Origin of the sequence: Pseudarthrobacter sulfonivorans, from assembly GCF_024391045.1 — a bacterium.
Lineage (GTDB): Bacteria > Actinomycetota > Actinomycetes > Actinomycetales > Micrococcaceae > Arthrobacter > Arthrobacter sulfonivorans_B.
Map to the genome: position 1 here is coordinate 114,983 of NZ_JANFCZ010000006.1, position 18,928 is coordinate 133,910.

The 18,928-nt window shown below is 66.4% G+C and carries 15 protein-coding genes; 11 read left to right on the forward strand and 4 right to left on the reverse strand.

All coding sequences use genetic code 11. From position 1 onward, the window contains the following. Positions 1–12: 12 nt before the first annotated feature. From glpK to holA, 6 genes are all read left to right on the forward strand, one after another. Positions 13–1,527 carry a glycerol kinase GlpK gene (glpK, locus tag NQJ30_RS06140; RefSeq protein ID WP_255768950.1) on the forward strand — a complete coding sequence of 505 codons (1,515 nt, stop codon included), beginning with the start codon at positions 13–15 and terminating at the stop codon, positions 1,525–1,527. A 411-nt stretch (positions 1,528–1,938) separates the two neighbouring features. Beyond that, on the forward strand, positions 1,939–4,464 hold the full coding sequence (gene leuS, locus NQJ30_RS06145) for a leucine--tRNA ligase (RefSeq protein WP_255768951.1): 2,526 nt from the start codon (positions 1,939–1,941) through the stop codon (positions 4,462–4,464). 69 nt (positions 4,465–4,533) lie between these two features. After that, the gene (locus NQJ30_RS06150) at positions 4,534–5,535 is read left to right on the forward strand and encodes a DegV family protein (protein WP_255768952.1); all 1,002 of its coding nucleotides are present in this window, start codon (positions 4,534–4,536) and stop codon (positions 5,533–5,535) included. Positions 5,536–5,584: 49 nt separating this feature from the next. Continuing rightward, positions 5,585–6,496: a ComEA family DNA-binding protein gene (locus NQJ30_RS06155; protein WP_255768953.1), complete on the forward strand. Its 912-nt coding sequence runs from the start codon at positions 5,585–5,587 to the stop codon at positions 6,494–6,496. A gap of 1 nt (position 6,497) precedes the next feature. Then, entirely contained in the window at positions 6,498–8,633 is a 2,136-nt protein-coding gene (locus NQJ30_RS06160) for a ComEC/Rec2 family competence protein (protein ID WP_255768954.1), read from the forward strand. A gap of 33 nt (positions 8,634–8,666) precedes the next feature. Next, positions 8,667–9,683 (forward strand): DNA polymerase III subunit delta, encoded by a 1,017-nt coding sequence (gene holA / locus NQJ30_RS06165; RefSeq protein ID WP_255768955.1) that lies wholly within the window; start codon positions 8,667–8,669, stop codon positions 9,681–9,683. A gap of 258 nt (positions 9,684–9,941) precedes the next feature. Here the strand turns inward: holA and rpsT are convergent, their stop codons facing one another. Continuing rightward, entirely contained in the window at positions 9,942–10,202 is a 261-nt protein-coding gene (gene rpsT / locus NQJ30_RS06170; protein WP_255768956.1) for a 30S ribosomal protein S20, read from the reverse strand. A 169-nt stretch (positions 10,203–10,371) separates the two neighbouring features. Next, positions 10,372–10,941, reverse strand: a complete 570-nt coding sequence (locus NQJ30_RS06175; protein ID WP_255768957.1) for a type II toxin-antitoxin system PemK/MazF family toxin — start codon at positions 10,939–10,941, stop codon at positions 10,372–10,374. Positions 10,942–11,102: 161 nt separating this feature from the next. Here NQJ30_RS06175 and lepA point away from each other — a divergent pair, with 161 nt between their 5' ends. Both lepA and hemW read left to right on the forward strand, forming a co-directional pair. Next, positions 11,103–12,959, forward strand: coding sequence for a translation elongation factor 4 (gene lepA / locus NQJ30_RS06180; RefSeq protein ID WP_255768958.1), 1,857 nt, complete (start codon positions 11,103–11,105; stop codon positions 12,957–12,959). Positions 12,960–12,984: 25 nt separating this feature from the next. Then, the gene (hemW, locus tag NQJ30_RS06185; RefSeq protein ID WP_255768959.1) at positions 12,985–14,214 is read left to right on the forward strand and encodes a radical SAM family heme chaperone HemW; all 1,230 of its coding nucleotides are present in this window, start codon (positions 12,985–12,987) and stop codon (positions 14,212–14,214) included. Positions 14,215–14,332: 118 nt separating this feature from the next. On the opposite strand, the gene NQJ30_RS06190 is transcribed toward hemW, so the two are convergent. Beyond that, positions 14,333–14,743 (reverse strand): DUF4870 domain-containing protein, encoded by a 411-nt coding sequence (locus tag NQJ30_RS06190; protein WP_255768960.1) that lies wholly within the window; start codon positions 14,741–14,743, stop codon positions 14,333–14,335. A 145-nt stretch (positions 14,744–14,888) separates the two neighbouring features. Continuing rightward, a complete protein-coding gene (locus NQJ30_RS06195; RefSeq protein WP_255768961.1) occupies positions 14,889–15,737 on the reverse strand; it encodes a DUF3097 domain-containing protein in 849 nt (282 codons plus the stop codon). 171 nt (positions 15,738–15,908) lie between these two features. On the opposite strand from NQJ30_RS06195, the gene hrcA reads away from it, so the two are divergent. From hrcA to NQJ30_RS06210, 3 genes are all read left to right on the forward strand, one after another. Continuing rightward, positions 15,909–16,922: a heat-inducible transcriptional repressor HrcA gene (gene hrcA / locus NQJ30_RS06200; protein ID WP_255768962.1), complete on the forward strand. Its 1,014-nt coding sequence runs from the start codon at positions 15,909–15,911 to the stop codon at positions 16,920–16,922. A 75-nt stretch (positions 16,923–16,997) separates the two neighbouring features. After that, a complete protein-coding gene (gene dnaJ / locus NQJ30_RS06205; protein ID WP_255768963.1) occupies positions 16,998–18,125 on the forward strand; it encodes a molecular chaperone DnaJ in 1,128 nt (375 codons plus the stop codon). Positions 18,126–18,127: 2 nt separating this feature from the next. Next, positions 18,128–18,913 (forward strand): 16S rRNA (uracil(1498)-N(3))-methyltransferase, encoded by a 786-nt coding sequence (locus NQJ30_RS06210; RefSeq protein WP_255768964.1) that lies wholly within the window; start codon positions 18,128–18,130, stop codon positions 18,911–18,913. Positions 18,914–18,928 lie beyond the last annotated feature (15 nt).

Genomic DNA, 18,928 nt, shown 5'->3' on the forward strand with positions numbered 1-18,928 from the left:
AAGGACGTCACCATGAACCAGTACGTAATCGCCATCGACCAGGGCACCACCAGCTCCCGCGCCATCGTCTTCGACCACAGCGGAAACATCGTTTCAACAGGTCAGATGGAGCACGAACAGATCTTCCCGCAGGCCGGGTGGGTGGAACACAACCCCGCTGAAATCTGGAACAACACCCGCGAGGTCATTGGTTCCGCACTCTCGAAGGCGAACCTGACCCGCCACGATATTGCCGCCGTCGGAATCACGAATCAGCGCGAAACGGCAGTGGTGTGGGACAAGACCACCGGAGAAGCCGTCTATAACGCCATCGTCTGGCAGGACACCCGCACGCAGAACATCGTGGATGAGCTGGCGAAGGATGGCGGCCCGGAGCGGTTCAAACAGAAGGTTGGCCTTCCCTTGGCCACGTACTTCTCGGGCACCAAGATCAAGTGGATCCTTGACAACGTTGACGGCGCCCGGGCCAAGGCGGAGGCCGGTGACCTGGTCTTTGGCAACACGGACTCGTGGGTCCTCTGGAACCTGACCGGCGGTGTGGACGGCGGGGTGCACGTCACGGACGTCACCAACGCTTCCCGCACCATGTTCATGGATCTGGACACCCTGAGCTGGGACGAGGAGATCCTCGGCGTTTTCGGGGTTCCGCTGAGCATGATGCCGGCCATCAAATCCTCATCAGAGGTTTACGGCACGGTGCACACCTCCCAGTTGCTCCGTGAAGTCCCCGTGGCCGGCATCCTCGGTGACCAGCAAGCGGCCACCTTCGGCCAGGCCGCATTTGAGGCCGGCGAAGCCAAGAACACCTACGGGACCGGCTGCTTCCTGATCTTCAACACGGGTGAAGAGATCGTCCACTCGAAGAACGGCCTGCTGACCACGGTGGGGTACAAGCTCGGCGACGCCCCGACCCACTACGCCCTGGAAGGGTCCATCGCGGTCACCGGATCCCTGATCCAATGGCTGCGGGACAACCTGGGCATGATCAGCAGCGCCCCGGAAGTGGAGACCCTGGCGGCCTCCGTCGAGGACAACGGCGGCGTGTACATTGTGCCGGCATTCTCGGGCCTCTTCGCCCCGTACTGGCGCTCCGACGCCCGAGGCGCCATCGTGGGCCTCACCCGCTTCGTCAACAAGAGCCACATAGCCCGCGCCGCGCTTGAAGCCACGGCGTTCCAGACCCGTGAAGTGCTGGACGCCGTCAACGCGGACTCCGGCGTTCCGCTCACCGAACTGAAGGTCGACGGCGGCATGGTGGCCAACGACGCCCTGATGCAGTTCCAGGCCGACATCCTGGGCGTCCCGGTCATCCGGCCCAAGGTGGTTGAAACCACCGCGCTGGGTGCCGCCTACGCGGCCGGCCTCGCCGTCGGGTTCTGGAAGGACCTCGGCGAGCTGTCGGCCAACTGGTCCGAAGACAAGCGCTGGGAACCCAAGCTGGACCAGGCCGAGCAGGAACGCCAGATGCGGCTGTGGAAGAAGGCCGTCACGAAGTCCATGGACTGGGTCGACGAAGACGTGAAGTAGGACGCCCGACAGCAGTTCGTGGTTGCGACGGGGACCCCGTCTCACCACGCAAGGAAGGCGGCCCCTGCCCCGCCCGCTTCGCGGTGCCCACCACACCCGGGCGAGGGGCCGCCTTCCTTGCTTTCGCTGCAGTCACCGTTCATCCGGGAATAGAGCGTCTTCGCTGCTAGCTCAGCCACTCGTGGCGACCTGCGCCGAGGTGAAGGGAGGCGTGCGCTAAAGTAGTTCCATGCGTGCGATCCTTCAGCTTAGCTAGCCGCCCGGTCTCCGGAAACACACCGGACAGCCGAGCGGCCGCCCCTCCATGGAGAGGGGCTTTTGTGTGTCCGGGCATGATTGCCGGGCCGGCAGCAGAAGGGATCAGACCGTTGGGGCAGCACAGATGCCGCAACAGAACAGAAGAGGGCAGCAGTGAGCGTTCAGCCGGAGACAGAGACCGGAACACCAGCAGTAGCGGCGGAAGCACCTGAAGAGGGTGCCTACAGCTTCGCGGCGATGGAAGCCAAATGGCCGCAGGTGTGGGAAGACCTCAAGGTCTTCACCCCCGTCGACGACGGTTCCCGCGAGCGCCGCTACGTGCTCGACATGTTCCCCTACCCCTCAGGCGATCTGCACATGGGCCACGCCGAGGCTTTTGCCATGGGCGACGTGGTGGCGCGCTACCTCCGGCAGCAGGGCTTCGACGTCCTGCACCCGATCGGCTGGGACTCCTTCGGCCTGCCTGCCGAGAACGCCGCCATCAAGCGCAACGCGCACCCCAGCGAATGGACCTACGCCAACATCGACACCCAGGCGGCCTCGTTCAAGCGGTACGCCATCTCCGCCGACTGGTCCCGCCGGCTGCACACCTCGGACCCGGAGTACTACCGCTGGACCCAGTGGCTGTTCAAGCGTTTCTACGAGCGCGGACTGGCCTACCGCAAGGATTCGCCGGTCAACTGGTGCCCCAAGGACCAGACCGTCCTGGCCAACGAACAGGTGGTGAACGGCGCCTGCGAACGGTGCGGCACCCCTGTCACCAAGAAGTCGCTGAACCAGTGGTACTTCAAGATCACCGACTACGCGGACCGGCTGCTCGATGACATGGACGAACTGCGGGGCCATTGGCCAGAACGCGTCCTGGCGATGCAGAAGAACTGGATCGGGCGTTCCGAGGGTGCGCACGTCAACTTTGTGATCGAGGCCGACGGCGGCAAGGCCGCCAAGGACGTCACGGTCTTCACCACCCGCCCGGACACCCTCTACGGCGCAACCTTCTTCGTGGTCGCCGCCGACGCGCCCATCGCCGTCGAACTCGTAACTGACGAGCACGCCGCCGCACTGGACGCCTACCGCGAGCAGGTCAAGGCCCTGAGCGAAATTGAGCGACAGTCCACCGAGCGCGAAAAGACCGGTGTTTTCACCGGCCGGTACGCGGTCAACCCCCTGAACGGCGAAAAGCTGCCGGTGTGGGCTGCTGACTACGTCCTGGCCGACTACGGCACGGGTGCCATCATGGCCGTCCCGGCACACGACCAGCGTGACCTCGACTTCGCCAGGACCTTCGACCTGCCCGTCCGCGCCGTGCTGGACACCGGCGATGACGATCCTGCCGTCTCCGGCAAGGCCACAGCAGGGGAGGGGACCCTGATCAACTCCGGTGTCCTGGACGGCCTGCCGAAGACCGAAGCCATCCCGGCCGCCATCAGCATGCTGGAAGAGCAGGGCACCGGCGAGAAATTTGTCAACTTCCGCCTCCGTGACTGGCTCCTGAGCCGCCAACGGTTCTGGGGCACCCCCATCCCCATCATCCACTGCCCTGCCTGCGGTGAAGTTCCTGTTCCCGACGAGCAGCTGCCGGTGACCCTGCCGGCAGACCTGCGCGGCGAGGACCTGTCGCCGAAGGGCACCTCACCGCTGGCCGCGGCAGAGGCCTGGGTCAACGTGGACTGCCCCAACTGCCACGGACCGGCGAAACGCGATACCGACACGATGGACACGTTCGTGGATTCGTCCTGGTACTTCCTCCGCTTCGTGTCGCCGCAGTACACCGAGGGTCCCTTTGATCCGGCGAAGATCAACGAGTGGATGCCGGTTGGCCAGTACGTGGGCGGCGTGGAGCACGCCATCCTGCACCTGCTGTACGCACGCTTCTTCACCAAGGTCATCCACGACCTCGGCATGATCGACGCCGATGAGCCCTTCAGCGCGCTGCTGAACCAGGGCCAAGTCCTCAACGGCGGCAAGGCCATGAGCAAGTCGCTGGGCAACGGCGTGGACCTTGGCGAACAGTTGGACAGGTACGGGGTCGACGCCGTCCGCCTCACCATGATCTTCGCCTCCCCGCCCGAGGACGACGTGGACTGGGCGGACGTGTCGCCGTCGGGCTCGGCGAAGTTCCTGGCCCGCGCATGGCGGCTGGCGCAGGACGTCAGCAGCGAGCCGGGTGTTGACGCCGCGTCCGGTGACCGGGCCCTGCGGTCCGTCACGCACCGCACCATCGCCGACGCCGCGGCGCTGTTGGACAGCAACAAGTTCAACGTGGTGGTGGCCAAGCTCATGGAGCTCGTCAACGCCACCCGCAAGTCGATCGATGCCGGCGCCGGCGGGGCCGATCCGGCCGTCCGCGAGGCAGCGGAAGCCGTTGCCGTCATCCTGAGCCTCTTCGCGCCGTACACCGCCGAGGACATGTGGAACGTCCTGGGCCACCCGGCGTCGGTGGCCAATGCCGGCTGGCCCGCCCACGACGAAGCGCTGCTGGTGCAGGAGACCGTCACGGCAGTGGTCCAGGTGCAGGGCAAAGTCCGCGACAGGCTCGATGTGTCCCCGGACATCAGCGAGGACGAGCTGCGGGAACTGGCCCTGGCCAGCGAAAACGTCCAGCGCGCCTTGGACGGCCGCGGCATCCGCACGGTGATCGTGCGTGCGCCTAAACTGGTCAACATCGTCCCGGCCTGATACCAGGAAAGGGCCGCTCTCCGGCCGCCGGATTTCCCCCGGCGGCCGGCCTGACGCCAGGAGGCCAGCTTGCCCGACCGTGACGCCGCAGCCTGGCTTTGGCTCCGGCAGCGTATCGCTGCCCTCCGCCCCGCGGGACGTCCGCTGGCGCCCACGGAGGTGCCTGCCGCCGTCGTCCGCACCGCAGTGGTAACAGACTCCGCGTCCGCACTGCCCGCCGAGTGGGTGGCATCCTGTGCAGCCCACGGACTCCTGACAGTGATCCCGATGCCCGTGATGGTGGGCGAGGAGATCTACGGCGAGGGCGAGGACGACATCACTGAAACCATTGCGCTGGCACTTGCGGGCGGAAAGTCCGTCAAGACCTCCCGTCCGTCACCTGGCCAGTTTGAACAGGCCTTCCTTTCAGCCGAGCGCGGCGGATATGAATCGGTTGTCAGCATCCACCTTTCCGGCGGCCTCTCCGGCACCGCCGACGCCGCCCGGCTTGCCGCGGGACGCGTGAAAATCCCGGTGGAGGTTGTGGACTCCGGCACCGTGGGCATGGCGCTGGGGATGGGTGTCCAGAGCGCGGTAGCGGCGGCGGCCGCCGGACTGGGGGCAGCCGCGGTGAGGAGCGCCGCGACCGGCCAGCTGGCACGGACCAGGGTCTACTTCTACGTGCCCAGCTTGGAACAGCTGCGCCGGGGCGGACGGATCGGCGCTGCCGCCTCACTGCTGGGGACAATGTTCGCCATCAAACCCATCCTGGCGGTCGACGCCGGGAGGATCGTTCCGTTGGAAAAGGTCAGGTCTGCAGCCAAGGCCATAGCCCGGTTGGAGGAGATCGCCGCAGCCGACGCCAAGTCCCGCCCCGACGGCCTCGCCCGCCTGGCCGTTCACCATTTCGGGAATCCGACCGAGGCGGAAGGGCTGGCCGCCAGGCTGGCCGCGGAGCTGACCGGCATTCCGCCGGCCCAGATCAGTTCATTGCCCGCCGTCCTGGCCGCCCACGCGGGACTGGGCGTGCTGGCCGTCATCGTCGGGGAAAGTGCGCCGCCTCCCGCGGATCCCGGGCCGCTTTCCACATAGAAGAGGCCTGGGCTGTCACCTAGGCTGTTGAATCCCTAGCGTTGGAACCATGTCACGCCGGGACGCTGAAGCACGCCAATCGGCGCGGCATGCCCGGGAGCGGCTGCAAGCTTCTTTGGGAGACGGGGCCGGGCTTCTGACCGACAGCGAGGGGAAAGCCTTCGAATATTCCGGCGGTGCGCATCCGGGCCCCACGGATGGTGCCCTTCCATCCGGCGGCACGGACACACCCGGCACGGGAACAGCAGGTCCGGCACTGAGATGGCGGGTGGGCACACCCGTGGCACTGCTCATTGCCGTCATGGCCGTGCTGGGCGGCGCCTGGTTCTGGATACAGGTTGCAGCAGGGCAACCGGAAGTGGTCCCGCTCAGCGATTTCTCGCCCCAACAAAGCGGGCCAGCTGATGATGGCGGGAACCCGGGGCCTGGGCCGGGGTCGGACCGTGCAGGGCCTGCTGGTGTGCCACTACAGAACCCTCCGGCCGGTACGGTCATCATCCACGTCGCGGGGGCGGTCGCGGTGCCGGGAGTGGTGCAGCTACCGGCCGGCAGCCGCGTCCACCAGGCTATCGCCGAGGCCGGGGGTGCCATGCCCGCCGCGGACCTCAACCGGCTGAACCTTGCCGCGGTCCTCGCCGACGGACAGAAACTGTATGTACCCGTTCCGGGGGAAAGCCTCCCCGTGGAAGGGCCTGGCGGCGCCGCAGCGGGGCAGGATCCCGGCCCCGGAAGCGCTGGCGCTGCCGGCGCTACCGGGGCTGACGGCGGTGGAAAGGTCAATCTCAACACGGCCAGTGTTGAAGAACTGGAGGCGCTGCCGAAAGTGGGTCCGGTGCTGGCGCAGCGGATCGTGGACTGGCGCAAGGAACACGGGCCGTTCAAGTCCGTCGAGGAGCTCGACGCCGTGGATGGTGTTGGGCCCAAAATGCTCGAAACACTCCTCCCGCGGGTGGGAATCTGACATGGCGAAGCAGAGCCCGTGGAGCCGTTTTGTCGATTCAGCAGTCCAAGGACCGGCTGTGCGCGGTACGTCCCGTCAGGGCCAGAGCGAGCCCACGCAGGAATCCAGAACGGCAGCGGCCGGCGACTCGCGATGGCGGGCCGCCGAGGCCGGAAGGCAAAGCTCTTACGCCGGCAGGCGATCCTCCGACACCGCCGCCCTTCGCCCGGCGGTTCGCCGGGCGGCCGGCAGGCTGACAGATCAGGCGAGGAAGAAGCTACGCGGCACGGACCCGGTGGCGGCAGCCACGGATACACCCCGACGACGCACCGACGTCCGGCTGGGGCTTCCCGCATTGCTTGTCTGGGGCGCGGCGTTGGCCGGAGTCTGGCTTGAACCGGCAACGCTTGCTTTGCTGTGCACGGGATTGGTCGTCCTCGCGGTCCTGCTCCTGGCCCAGGCTGGGCGCACCAGGACGTTGCGGGCCCGCCACAAAAGCTTCTGGACCACCACGGCCATGGCCCTGATGATGGCGGCCGCCGCGGCGGCACACGCGGCAGTCTCTTCGGCACAGCGCCACGACGGACCGTTCGTGGAAGCGGTTGCAGCCGGCAAGTCGGTGGTAGCCGTTCTGGAAATCACGGGCTCCCCGCGGGGCCTTTCGCTCCCGGGCCAGGCGGGGCCGCCCGAACGCTGGTCGGTACCGGCGCGGACGGAGCACGTCACTGCCAGCGGCAACGTCATCCATACCAGGGCCGACATCGTGGTCATGGGCGGCCAGGGCTGGGACAAGATGGTCCCGGGACAAATGGTGCGAACTGCCGGCAAGCTGCGGCCCCCTGAACAGGGCCAAGAGGAAGCAGCCATCCTCGGAGCATCGATGGCACCCGGCGGCGTTTCCGGGGATACCGGAGCCGGAGGTGGTGCTGCGGTCGGTGCAGGGGCCGGTGCTGACGCCGACGCAGGGGCTGGTGCTGCCGCCATGACAGGCGCGGTCTGGCAGATGGTGGCAAGGGAGTTGCGGAGCCAATACGTTGCCGCAGCAGCGTTCCTGGCATCCGATCCCAGCGGTCTCCTACCCGGCATGGTCACCGGCGATACCTCCGCACTGGACCCGGGGCTCACTACAGCCATGAAGACCGTTGGCATGACCCATTTGACTGCCGTTAGCGGTGCCAATTGCAGCCTGGTCCTCGGCGCCCTGCTGGTAGCGGCCCGCAGCCTGCGACTCCCCAGGCCCGCGGCGGCGGCCCTGGCCCTGGCCGGCCTGGGACTGTTTGTGGTGCTCGTTGGCCCCGATGCCAGTGTGCTGCGGGCAGCGCTGATGGGTTCGATTGCCCTTGCCTCGCTGGCCGCCGGCCGGACGGGGCGCGGACTCAGCTTCCTCTGCCTCGCCGTCATGGGCCTGCTGTTGCTCGATCCCGGACTTGCCACCAGCTTCGGCTTCCTGCTCTCAGTCCTTGCCACTCTCGGGATCATTGTCCTGGGCCCCCGCATGATGGAATGGACACCGGCGGTCATTCCACGCTGGGCTGCGGCGGCCGTGGCTGTGCCGCTCTCCGCTCAACTCCTTTGCGGCCCGGTCATCGTGCTGCTGCAGCCGCAGTTTTCCACATACTCCCTGCCGGCGAACATAGCGGCCGCGCCCCTGGTGGCACCGGTGACCTTGCTGGGCACCGCTGCCGTGCCGTTGGTGCCACTGGTGCCTTGGCTGGCCTCCGCCCTGATCGCGGTCGCGGGAACATTCAGTGCAGGTGTGGCCGCTACTGCCCGGACGGCGGCGGGACTGCCGGGAGCCACCTTGCCGTGGCCGGAAGGCCCGTTCGGTCTCCTGACGATGGTGCTGCTGTCCGCGCTAACTCTCGCCGTGGTCTGGGGAGCAGTCCGCCCGCGCCACGCCATGAGACTCATCCTCGGGCTCCACGCCCGGACCGTTTTGCTGCTGGCTTCCGCAGACGGGTGCCTCAGGGCGTCAAGAAAGCCTTTCCTGCCGCCCCCTCGGCTCCATCACTCCGCGGGCACCCCGCCCATCCCGCGCACCCGGCGCGCCCCACACGCCCGCACCTTTCGGAGCGCCCTGCCAACGCGACGCACCGCACATCCCACCAGGTTCCGGCCACGGCGGCTTGGAGGCCGGGATTCCCCATGGCAGGCTTAGACACTGCACCAGAATTTCCGGGAGGAACCCACCATGGCCGCAGCCCAAAGCACAAAATCCAGGACAACGGCGTCGAATGTTGTCTCCTGGCGGGACGTAAACCCTGCCGGAGTCGTCCTGGTGGGCGGACCCGAGGAATACCTGGGCATCCGCGCCATGGACCGCATCCGCGCACAGGTGAGGGCAGCATATCCGGATGTTGAGGTGAGCCGCCTGGCAGCCGGCAGCTACGAAGCCGGGACCCTCGCCATGAATGTCAGCCCGTCCCTCTTTGGCGAACACAAGCTGATCGAAGCTGAAGGCGTCGAGAGCATGAACGATGCCTTCCTCGCGGACGCCCTCGCGTATCTGTCCCATCCTGAACCGGACGCGGTCCTCGTCCTGCGGCATGCCGGCGGAGTCCGCGGCAAGAAACTCCTTGATGCGGTCAAGGCAGGAGGGTGGCCGGTGGTTGACTGCCAACCGCTGAAGAAGGACGCGGACAAGTCTGCATTCGTAACGGCAGAATTCCGGGCCGCGGGCCGGAAGATCACTTCCGACGGGGTGCAGACGCTGGTCAACGCCGTCGGCGCCAACCTCTCGGAGTTGGCTGCAGCCTGCAGCCAATTGATGGCGGACGCCACCGGGGCCGTGACTCCGGAACTGGTGGACCGCTACTACGGCGGCAGGATTGAAGCTACGGCGTTCAAGGTTGCCGACGCCGCCATGGCCGGTAACGGCCCCCTGGCACTCTCCACACTCCGCCACGCCCTGGCCACCGGAGCCGATCCGGTTCCGTTGGTCGCCGCGCTGGCAGCGAAACTCCGTTCGTTGGCCAAAGTGGCCGGTGCCCGGGGATCCTCCGCCCAGATAGCCCGGGAATTGGGCATGCAGCCCTGGCTGGTGGAGCAGGCACAGCGGGATGTCCGCCGCTGGACCCCGGACGGTCTGGTCCGCGCCATCCAGGCCACCGCGGAGGCCGACGCGCAGGTGAAGGGGCTATCGCGTGATCCGGTCTATGCCGTTGAACACGCAGTGACGGTCATCGCCACGTCCGCGCAGGGCCACTGAACCTGGCAAACCTTTGCCGGAAGGCCGGCCGGGAGGACAGTGCCGGGAGGGCCAGCCTCGGAGGCCCAAGTAGAGGCCCCGGCAGGTCCATACGGCAACAGCCGGTCGTTTCCGACAGCCCGCGCGCCAGGTTGAGTTACCGGTGCGCCAAGTGAATTACCCGTGCGCCAAGCGCCAAGCGCCAGGTGAAGTTAAAGAGTTGAGGCCGGCTTCCTTCGGAAGCCGGCCTCAATCATCAGTTCAAGTGAACTGGAAACCTTACAGTGCGTTGACCTTCTTGGAGATCGCCGACTTGCGGTTCGCTGCGTTGTTCTTGTGCAGAACACCCTTGCTGACAGCCTTGTCCAGCTTGCGGCTGGCAGCAACCAGGGCAGCAGTAGCTGCATCCTTGTCAGTGGACTCAACGGCGGTGTTGACGGCGCGGATGGCCGTCTTCAGCTCAGACTTAACTGCGTTGTTGCGCAGGCGTGCCTTCTCGTTGGTGAGGATGCGCTTCTTCTGGGACTTGATATTAGCCACGTGTGAACTCTCTTTTTAATGCGGAAATGGTCTAGAGGGCTTTCAGATTGGCCATTGACTGAGCGGCGTGGGGATACCTATGGCGGCCAACCATCAGTGGCCGTCGACCTGCACGGACACACAGCTATAAAGAATAGCAGAACCCCTGGTGGTTGACCATTTTGGCAGGCTACTTCCAGCCGTGTCGTCTGCGAAGTCCGTCAGACACCAGATCGAAGCGATTGCGGTCCAGCACCGCGCCTTCACGGCGGATGCTGTCAGGGGAGAGCTGCAGGATCCGGCCGAGGTTCGCTTCGCTGGGCCGCCGCTGACGGTCCCAGGCTCCGGTGCCGATGTCCACATAGTCTCCGGAGCGGTGGCCTGGCTGGTCGTGGTCCACGCTCGTCAGCATCAGGCCCAGCAAATAACCCCCGTTGTGGCCTATTAGCAGGACAGGACGGTCTTTGCCCTGCGAGTGGTCCTCTTCATACGGAACCCAGGCCCACACGATCTCACCCGGATCGGGGCTGCCGTCGGGCTGCGGGGCATAGCGGATGACTGAGACGCCCTGGAAATCCCCGGGATAGCCGGTGGCGGCAGCGGGCGACGGTTGGCGGCCGCCCGGTGCGGCCTTGCCCGGCACGGCCCGTCCCGGCACGGCCCGTCCCGGCACTGGCGCGGCCGGTCCGGACCGGAGCTTTTGCAGCACTTTGACGGATGTGCGGATGGCGTTGGCCAGCGAACGGAAGTTGATAGGCATGGGGAAACACTATCGCTGGCCGGTGCCGCCACTTGGGTCCGGATGCGGTGTGATGCCGCAGGACGTGGGACACTGGAGGTTCAAAATGTGCGGCGCGTCCGCAGGGTGCCTTCAGCGCGTCCTGGCGGCGTCCGCGACCCTGCCAACAGTAAGGACCCTGCGTGTCTCCCATGGCCCGCACCGCCCCGGTGCCTGCCGCGACAGATCCGGCCATCATTCGGAATTTCTGCATCATCGCGCACATTGACCACGGTAAGTCCACCTTGGCGGACCGGATGCTGCAGCTGACCGGGGTGGTTCAGCCACGCGATATGAAGGCCCAGTATCTGGATCGCATGGACATCGAACGCGAGCGCGGCATCACCATCAAGTCCCAGGCCGTTCGCATGCCCTGGGAGCTCGATGGCAGCAGCTACGCCTTGAACATGATCGACACCCCCGGCCACGTGGACTTCACCTATGAGGTCTCCCGCTCGCTGGCAGCCTGCGAAGGCGCAGTCCTGCTCGTGGACGCGGCGCAGGGGATTGAGGCGCAGACCCTCGCCAACCTCTACCTGGCGATGGAGAACAACCTCACCATCATTCCGGTCCTGAACAAGATTGACCTTCCGGCCGCCCAGCCGGAGAGGTACGCTGCAGAGCTCGCCAGCCTGATCGGCGGTGACCCCGAAGACGTCCTCCGTGTTTCCGGAAAAACGGGCATGGGCGTCGAAGCGCTGCTGGACAAGATTGTTCGCGATCTGCCCGCCCCCGTGGGCGATCCGGACGCTCCGGCGCGCGCCATGATTTTCGATTCGGTCTACGACACCTACCGCGGCGTCGTCACCTACGTCCGAGTGGTTGACGGAATGCTGCACCCCCGGGAACGCATCCAGATGATGTCCACCCGGGCCACCCACGAACTCCTCGAAATCGGCGTCAGCTCACCGGAACCCACCCCTTCCAAGGGCCTCGGCGTGGGCGAGGTGGGCTACCTCATCACCGGGGTGAAGGACGTGCGCCTCTCCAAGGTGGGCGATACGGTCACCAACATGGCCAAGCCGGCCGCTGACTCCCTCCCGGGCTACGCCGACGCCAAACCCATGGTGTTCTCCGGCCTGTATCCGCTGGACGGCACGGATTACCCGGTGCTCCGCGACGCGCTGGAAAAGCTGATGCTGAACGACGCTGCCCTGGTGTACGAACCGGAAACATCTGCTGCGCTGGGCTTCGGCTTCCGGGTGGGCTTCCTTGGCCTCCTGCACCTGGAAATCACCCGCGAACGCCTCGAGCGTGAGTACAACCTGGATCTCATCTCCACTGCCCCCAACGTGGAGTACGAGGTCACGCTGGAGGACAAAAAGGTGGTCCACGTGACCAACCCCAGTGAATACCCTTCCGGCAAGATCGCCGAGGTCCGCGAACCGATGGTGGCCGCCACCATCCTGGCGCCCAATGAGTTCGTCGGCGCCATCATGGAGCTCTGCCAGAGCCGGCGCGGCGTCATGGGCGGCATGGATTACCTGTCCGAGGACCGTGTGGAAATCCGCTACCGGCTCCCGCTGGCGGAGATCGTCTTTGACTTCTTCGACATCCTCAAGTCCAAGACCCGCGGTTACGGGTCACTGGACTGGAAGGCCGACGGCGAACAGGTGGCCGACCTGGTCAAGGTGGACATCATGCTCCAGGGCGAACAGGTGGATGCGTTCTCCGCCATCACCCACCGCGACAAGGCCTACGCCTACGGCGTGATGATGACCACCAAGCTGCGCGAACTCATTCCGCGCCAGCAGTTCGAAGTGCCCATCCAGGCCGCCATCGGTTCACGCATCATCGCCCGCGAAAGCATCCGCGCCATCCGCAAGGACGTGCTGGCGAAGTGCTACGGCGGTGACATCTCCCGTAAGCGCAAACTTCTGGAAAAGCAGAAGGAAGGCAAGAAGCGCATGAAGATGGTGGGCACGGTGGAGGTTCCTCAGGAAGCGTTCATCGCCGCCCTCACCACCGACGAATCAAAGGACAAGGCCAAAAAGAAGTGACCACCGCGCAGCGGGGGACCCGCTGATGCCCAGCGTTCTTCCCCTTGGCGACCCGGCGCCGTCGGACGGTCTGCTGCCTGCACAGGCAAAAGACGGTGCCGAGCACCGGGCCTTCGGGCTGTATGTGCACATCCCGTTCTGCGCGGTGCGCTGCGGGTACTGCGACTTCAACACGTACACCGCCACCGAACTGGGCGGCGGGGCCTCCCAGGACGCCTACGCGGACACAGCCATCTCGGAAGTCAGGCTTGCCGGGCGGGTTCTCACGGCGTCGGGCCTTCCTGCCCGTACCATGAGCACGGTCTTTTTCGGCGGCGGCACGCCCACGCTGCTTCCCGCCGAAGATCTCGCGCGGATCCTGGGTGCCGCCGTCGACGTCTGGGGCCTGGAGGAAGGCGCTGAGGTCACCACCGAAGCGAACCCGGACTCCGTCACACCCGAGTCGCTGGCGGTGCTAAAGGGCGCCGGCTTCACGCGCGTGTCTTTCGGCATGCAGTCGGCTGTCCCGCACGTCCTGAAAGTCCTGGACCGCACCCACACGCCCAGCCGCGTGCCTCAGGTGGTCCAGTGGGCGCGCGAGGCCGGACTGGGCGTGAGTCTCGACCTCATCTATGGGACGCCGGGGGAGTCGCTGGACGATTGGCGTTACTCCCTCGAGACCGCCCTGTCCTACGAGCCGGACCATATCAGCGCCTACGCCCTGATTGTGGAGGACGGCACCAAGCTGGCCGCCCAAATCCGGCGCGGCGAGGTCCCTGGCATCGACGACGACGACCACGCCGACAAGTACGAACTCGCCGACCAGCTGATTGGCGAAGCCGGGCTCAGCTGGTACGAGGTAAGCAACTGGTCCCGGACACCGGAGCAGGCCTGCAGGCACAACCTCGCGTACTGGCACGGCGACGACTGGTGGGGCATCGGGCCCGGTGCGCATTCCCATGCGGGCGGCGTGCGCTGGTGGAACGTCAAGCACCCCACCGCCTACGCGGGGCGCCTCGCGCAGGGACTGTCACCCGCCGCCGGCCGGGAAACGCTCGACGCCGAAACGCGGGACATGGAGCGCGTGATGCTTGAGGCGCGGCTCGTCTCCGGGCTGCCCATCGCCACGCTGGCTGCCTCGGGGCGCCGTGCGGTGGCGGGGCTTATGGCCGAAGGGCTGGTGGACGCGCCCGCTGCGGTCAAAGGCCGGCTGGTCCTGACCCTCAAGGGCCGCCTGTTGGCAGACGCCGTGGTCCGCAGGATCCTCCCGGACTAACCCCTCCAACAGCACCCCCTCCAAACAGCACGCCCTCCAATGGCAACGCGGGGTCACTCCCTGCCCGATAATCGCGTCATATCGGGCGAGGAATGACCCCGCGTTGCTGTGCTGTGGGTTACTTGATCCAGCGCAGGTTGTACTGGTAGCGGTGCGGCTGGCCCTTGTTGACGTGGATGCCGGCCGACACTGAGAAACAGGTCAGCGCGATCCAGATCAGGGTGGCGATGACGGCGAAGATGTTTCCGACCACCGGAATGAAAACCAGGAGGTTGGCCACGAGCGCCGCGATGGTGGGCGGAAGGCTGAAGTTCAGGGCTTCCTTGGACTCCTGCGCCGTGAACGGTCCGCGCTCCCGGAAGATCAGGTAGATCAGCAGCGACGGCACGCAGCCCAGGATCCCGCCAAAGTGGGCGAGCGTTGCCCATTGCCGGTCTTCGCTGGCCGTCAAGGGCAGCGCATTTGCGGGAACGCCCTGATACTCGGAACGGCCCTGGTCGTCCCGGTGCTCGCGTGCGTTTTGTGCCACGGTTTCTTCCTTCGAAAGTGCAATGGTGCTGGTTTGGAGCCTGTTGGCCTGGTACGACAACAGCCTCTGCAGTACCAAGAATACTGGTTCGTGCGGGAAAAGATGCGGTCGGGGCCGCCACCGGGCCGTTCCGGGGCAGGCGGAGTCAGGGCGCCGTCAGGAAGTCGATGACTTCCTCCACCCGCCCAAGCAGCGACGCTTCCAGGTCCGCGTAGCTGCGCACCGCACCAAGCAGCTTCTGCCAGCCGAGTCCAATGTCCTCCTTGGTGGCGTGCGGCCAGCCAAAGGCCGCGAGGATCCCTGTCTTCCAGTCCTGCCCGCGAGGCACCACGGGCCACTGTTCGATGCCCAGGACTGCCGGGCGGATGGCCTGCCACACGTCGACATAGGGGTGACCCACAATGAGCACGTTGCCGGCGGCACCGGGGGAGGCCATCACACCGGCAGCGATCCGCCATTCTTTGGAGTCCGGCACCAGGTGGTCCACGAGGATCCCCAGCCGACGGCCGGGTCCGGGACCAAAGGCGGCCACCGCCCCGGCCAGGTCATCGATGCCGTGCAGGGGCTCGACGACGATGCCCTCCACCCGGAGATCGTCACCCCACACCTTTTCGACGAGTTCGGCGTCGTGCTTTCCCTCCACCCAGATCCTGCTTGCCTTGGCCACCTGGGCGCGCTGGCCCGCTACACGGACGGAACCCGATGCTGTCCGGCCGGCAGGCGCCGCCGGGCTCTGCCGGGGGGCCGGGGGCATGAGCCTGATGGGCTGGCCCTCCAGGAGGAACCCGTATCCCAGCTTGAAGGAACGTGACTTGCCCCGCCGGTCCTCGAGCGCAACCACATGCATGCCGCCGGACTTCTCCACCCGGGTCACCGCCCCCACCCAGCCGGACTGGGCATCTTCCAGGACCATGTCCCGCTCCACCGGAACCTCCGGGAGTTCGTTCCGGACGGGCGCGGTGATCTCCTGCGGACCCCAGTTCTGGTATTGCATGGATTGTTTCCGCCTCGCGCTAGACCGTGCCCCGAAATGTTCGCCCGGAGCGGTACCAATGCTAACAACGGGGTGAGTCATATTAGACTGTTAGCACTTAGGCATGTCGAGTGCTAATGAGCTGCGACCCCTGCCGTGATGAAAAGGGGCAGCCATGGATGGAGGTGGAGTGTGAGCGAGCCGCGCAAACTGGAAGTACTGCGTGCCATCGTGGAGGACTATGTGCACTCCCGTGAGCCTGTGGGTTCCAAAGCCCTGGTTGAACGCCACCACCTTGGCGTGTCCAGCGCAACCATCCGCAATGACATGGCTGCCCTGGAGGACGAGGGCCTGATCACGGCACCGCACACCAGCGCAGGCAGGATCCCCACGGACAAGGGATACCGGCTGTTTGTCGACCAGATTTCGGCAGTCAAACCGCTTTCCCCCGCGGAACGCAAGGCCATCCAGTCTCTGCTGGAGGGGTCCGATGACCTCGACGACGTCCTGGACAGGACCGTCAGGCTGCTCTCACAGCTGACCAACCAGGTCGCGGTGGTGCAGTATCCGCACCTCAGCCGGGCCACCATCCGCCACATCGAATTTGTCCTCCTGGCGCCACGGCAGGTCCTGTTGGTCCTGATCGCCACGACGGGCAAAGTCGAACAGCGGGTGATCGACGTCGGCCAGGACCTGGGGGAGGACGCCATCGCAGCCCTGCGGACGCACTTCCTTGGGGCACTGGCGGGCACGCCGCTAAGCCGCCTGGCGCAGTCACTGCCGGCCGTGGTCTTCTCTGTCGCACCCGGCCAGCGGGCAGCTGCCCAGGCCTTGGCCCACGGCCTGGAAACGCTCGCCCACAGCAGCCGCGAGGACCGCATGGTTATGGCCGGGACCGCGAACCTGGCCAGGTCCAACGTGGATTTCCCCCTTAGCATCGGTCCGGTGCTTGAGGCCCTGGAGGAACAGGTGGTCCTGCTGCGCCTGCTCAGCGAGATGGCCCAGGACCCTCGCGGGGTGACGGTGAGCATCGGCCGGGAAAACCCCTACGACGGGCTGGCTGAAGCTTCCGTGGTGGCAACAGCCTACGGACCGGACAGCACGGCCAAAGTCGGCGTCCTGGGTCCCACCCGGATGGACTACCCCACCACCATGGCCGCCGTCCGGGCAGTCGCGCGTTATCTGTCAAGAATTCTGGGTCCGTAACAGCCGGTCCAGGCACGAAGATGCAGTCCCGGCAGCCTGGCTGCCGGCAGTACAAACAGGGAAGAGATACGAACTTTGAGCAGCCACTACGACGTCCTCGGAGTCTCGCCGGAAGCCACCGGGGAAGAGATCAAGAAGGCCTACCGCAAGCTGGCCCGCACCCTTCACCCGGACGTCAACCCCGGGGACGATGCGTCGGACCGCTTCAAGGCCGTGACCCACGCCTACGAGGTTCTTTCGGACCCCCAGAAGCGGCGTGTCTATGACACCACCGGCAACGAGAACGGCACCGACAACGGCTTCGGCGGCGGCAGCTATGCCGGCCAGGGCTTCGCCTTCCAGGACATTTTCGATACCTTCTTTGGCGCCGGCGGATCGTCAGGTCCCGCGTCCCGGGTCCGCCGCGGCCAGGACGCCCTCATCAGCGTCCGGATCGAACTCCGCGACGCCGTGTTCGGTGTCAACCGCAAGCTTGAGGTGGACACTGCTGTTACCTGCCCCACCTGCAACGGGTCATGCTGCCGGGAAGGCAGTCACCCTGTGCGCTGCGACATCTGCGGCGGCAGCGGCCAGGTCCAGCGGGCCGTGCGCTCCATCCTGGGCCAGGTCATGACGGCGGCCCCCTGCGGCAGTTGCGAAGGCTTCGGCACTGTCATCAAGGATCCCTGCAATGAGTGCAGCGGACAGGGCCGCATCCGCAGCCGCCGGTCGCTGACCATCAAGGTGCCCGCCGGCGTTGCCACGGGGACCCGGATCCAGTTGTCCGGGCAGGGCGAGGCCGGCCCGGCCGGCGGACCGTCCGGCGACCTCTACGTGGAGATCCGGGTCAACAACGATCCCACCTATGTCCGGGACGGCGATGACCTGCACGCGACGCTCCACATTCCGATGACTGCGGCTGCCCTCGGGACCGAAGTGTCCCTGGACACCTTCGACGGGATGCAGGAAATTGACGTTAAGGCCGGGACCCAGTCCGGCGAGGTCATCACCCTGCGCGGCTTGGGCGTGACCCACCTTCGCGGCTATGGCCGCGGTGACCTCCTGGTCCATTTGCAGGTGGAGACGCCCTCGAAGCTCGACCCTGCCCAGGAGGACCTCCTGCGGCAGCTGGCAAAGTTGCGCGGTGAGCAGTTCACCGAGGGCAAGCTGACGGCCAGCGGCGGGGTCTTCGCCAAGCTTCGGGACCGGCTCGGTAACCTGTAGCGGTGAGCAATCCCGTCTTCTTCAGCGGTGCCGGAGCGCTGGACCATCTGGTTCCCGGTGACCTCTTTACCCTTCAGGGGTCCGAGGCGCGCCATGCGGTAACAGTCAAGCGGCTGGCGCCGGGGGAGTCCGTCGACATCGCCGACGGTGCGGGCAAGCGGCTGACCGGGAAGGTCGTTGCGGCCTCGCCTGCCGAGCTCACCGTCGAATGCGGCGAACTGGTGATGGAGGAACAGCCGCTCATCCGGCTCGTGCTCGTCCAGGCTCTGGCTAAGGGCGACCGGGATGAGCTGGCCGTGGAAACGGCCACGGAACTTGGCATCGACGCTGTTGTGCCCTGGCAGTCGGAACGCTCTATTGTTCGCTGGAAAGGTGAGCGGGCCGCCAAAGCCCACGCCAAATGGCAGTCCGTGGTCACGGCAGCCGCCAAACAGGCGCGGCGCGCCTGGATCCCCGGGGTGCGCGCCGCCGTCGAGACCCCCGGCCTGGCTGCCGCAGTGGCGGCAGCCGACCTGGCCGTGATCCTGCACGAAGACGCGGTCCGGCCGCTGCGGACCGTGCTGGAGTCCTGGCGGGCCGCCGCGCCGTCGGTCGACGGGCCGCGGGAGATACTGCTCATCGTTGGTCCCGAGGGCGGAATCAGTCCCCGCGAAGTCACGAGGCTCTGCGACGCCGGTGCCGTCACGGCACTCCTGGGGAACCACGTCCTGAGGTCCTCCACCGCCGGACCCGCCGCCGTCGTGCTGGCGAGCGATGTGCTGGGCCGCTGGAGCGCCACGAACGCCTGATCCAAACCGCGCGGG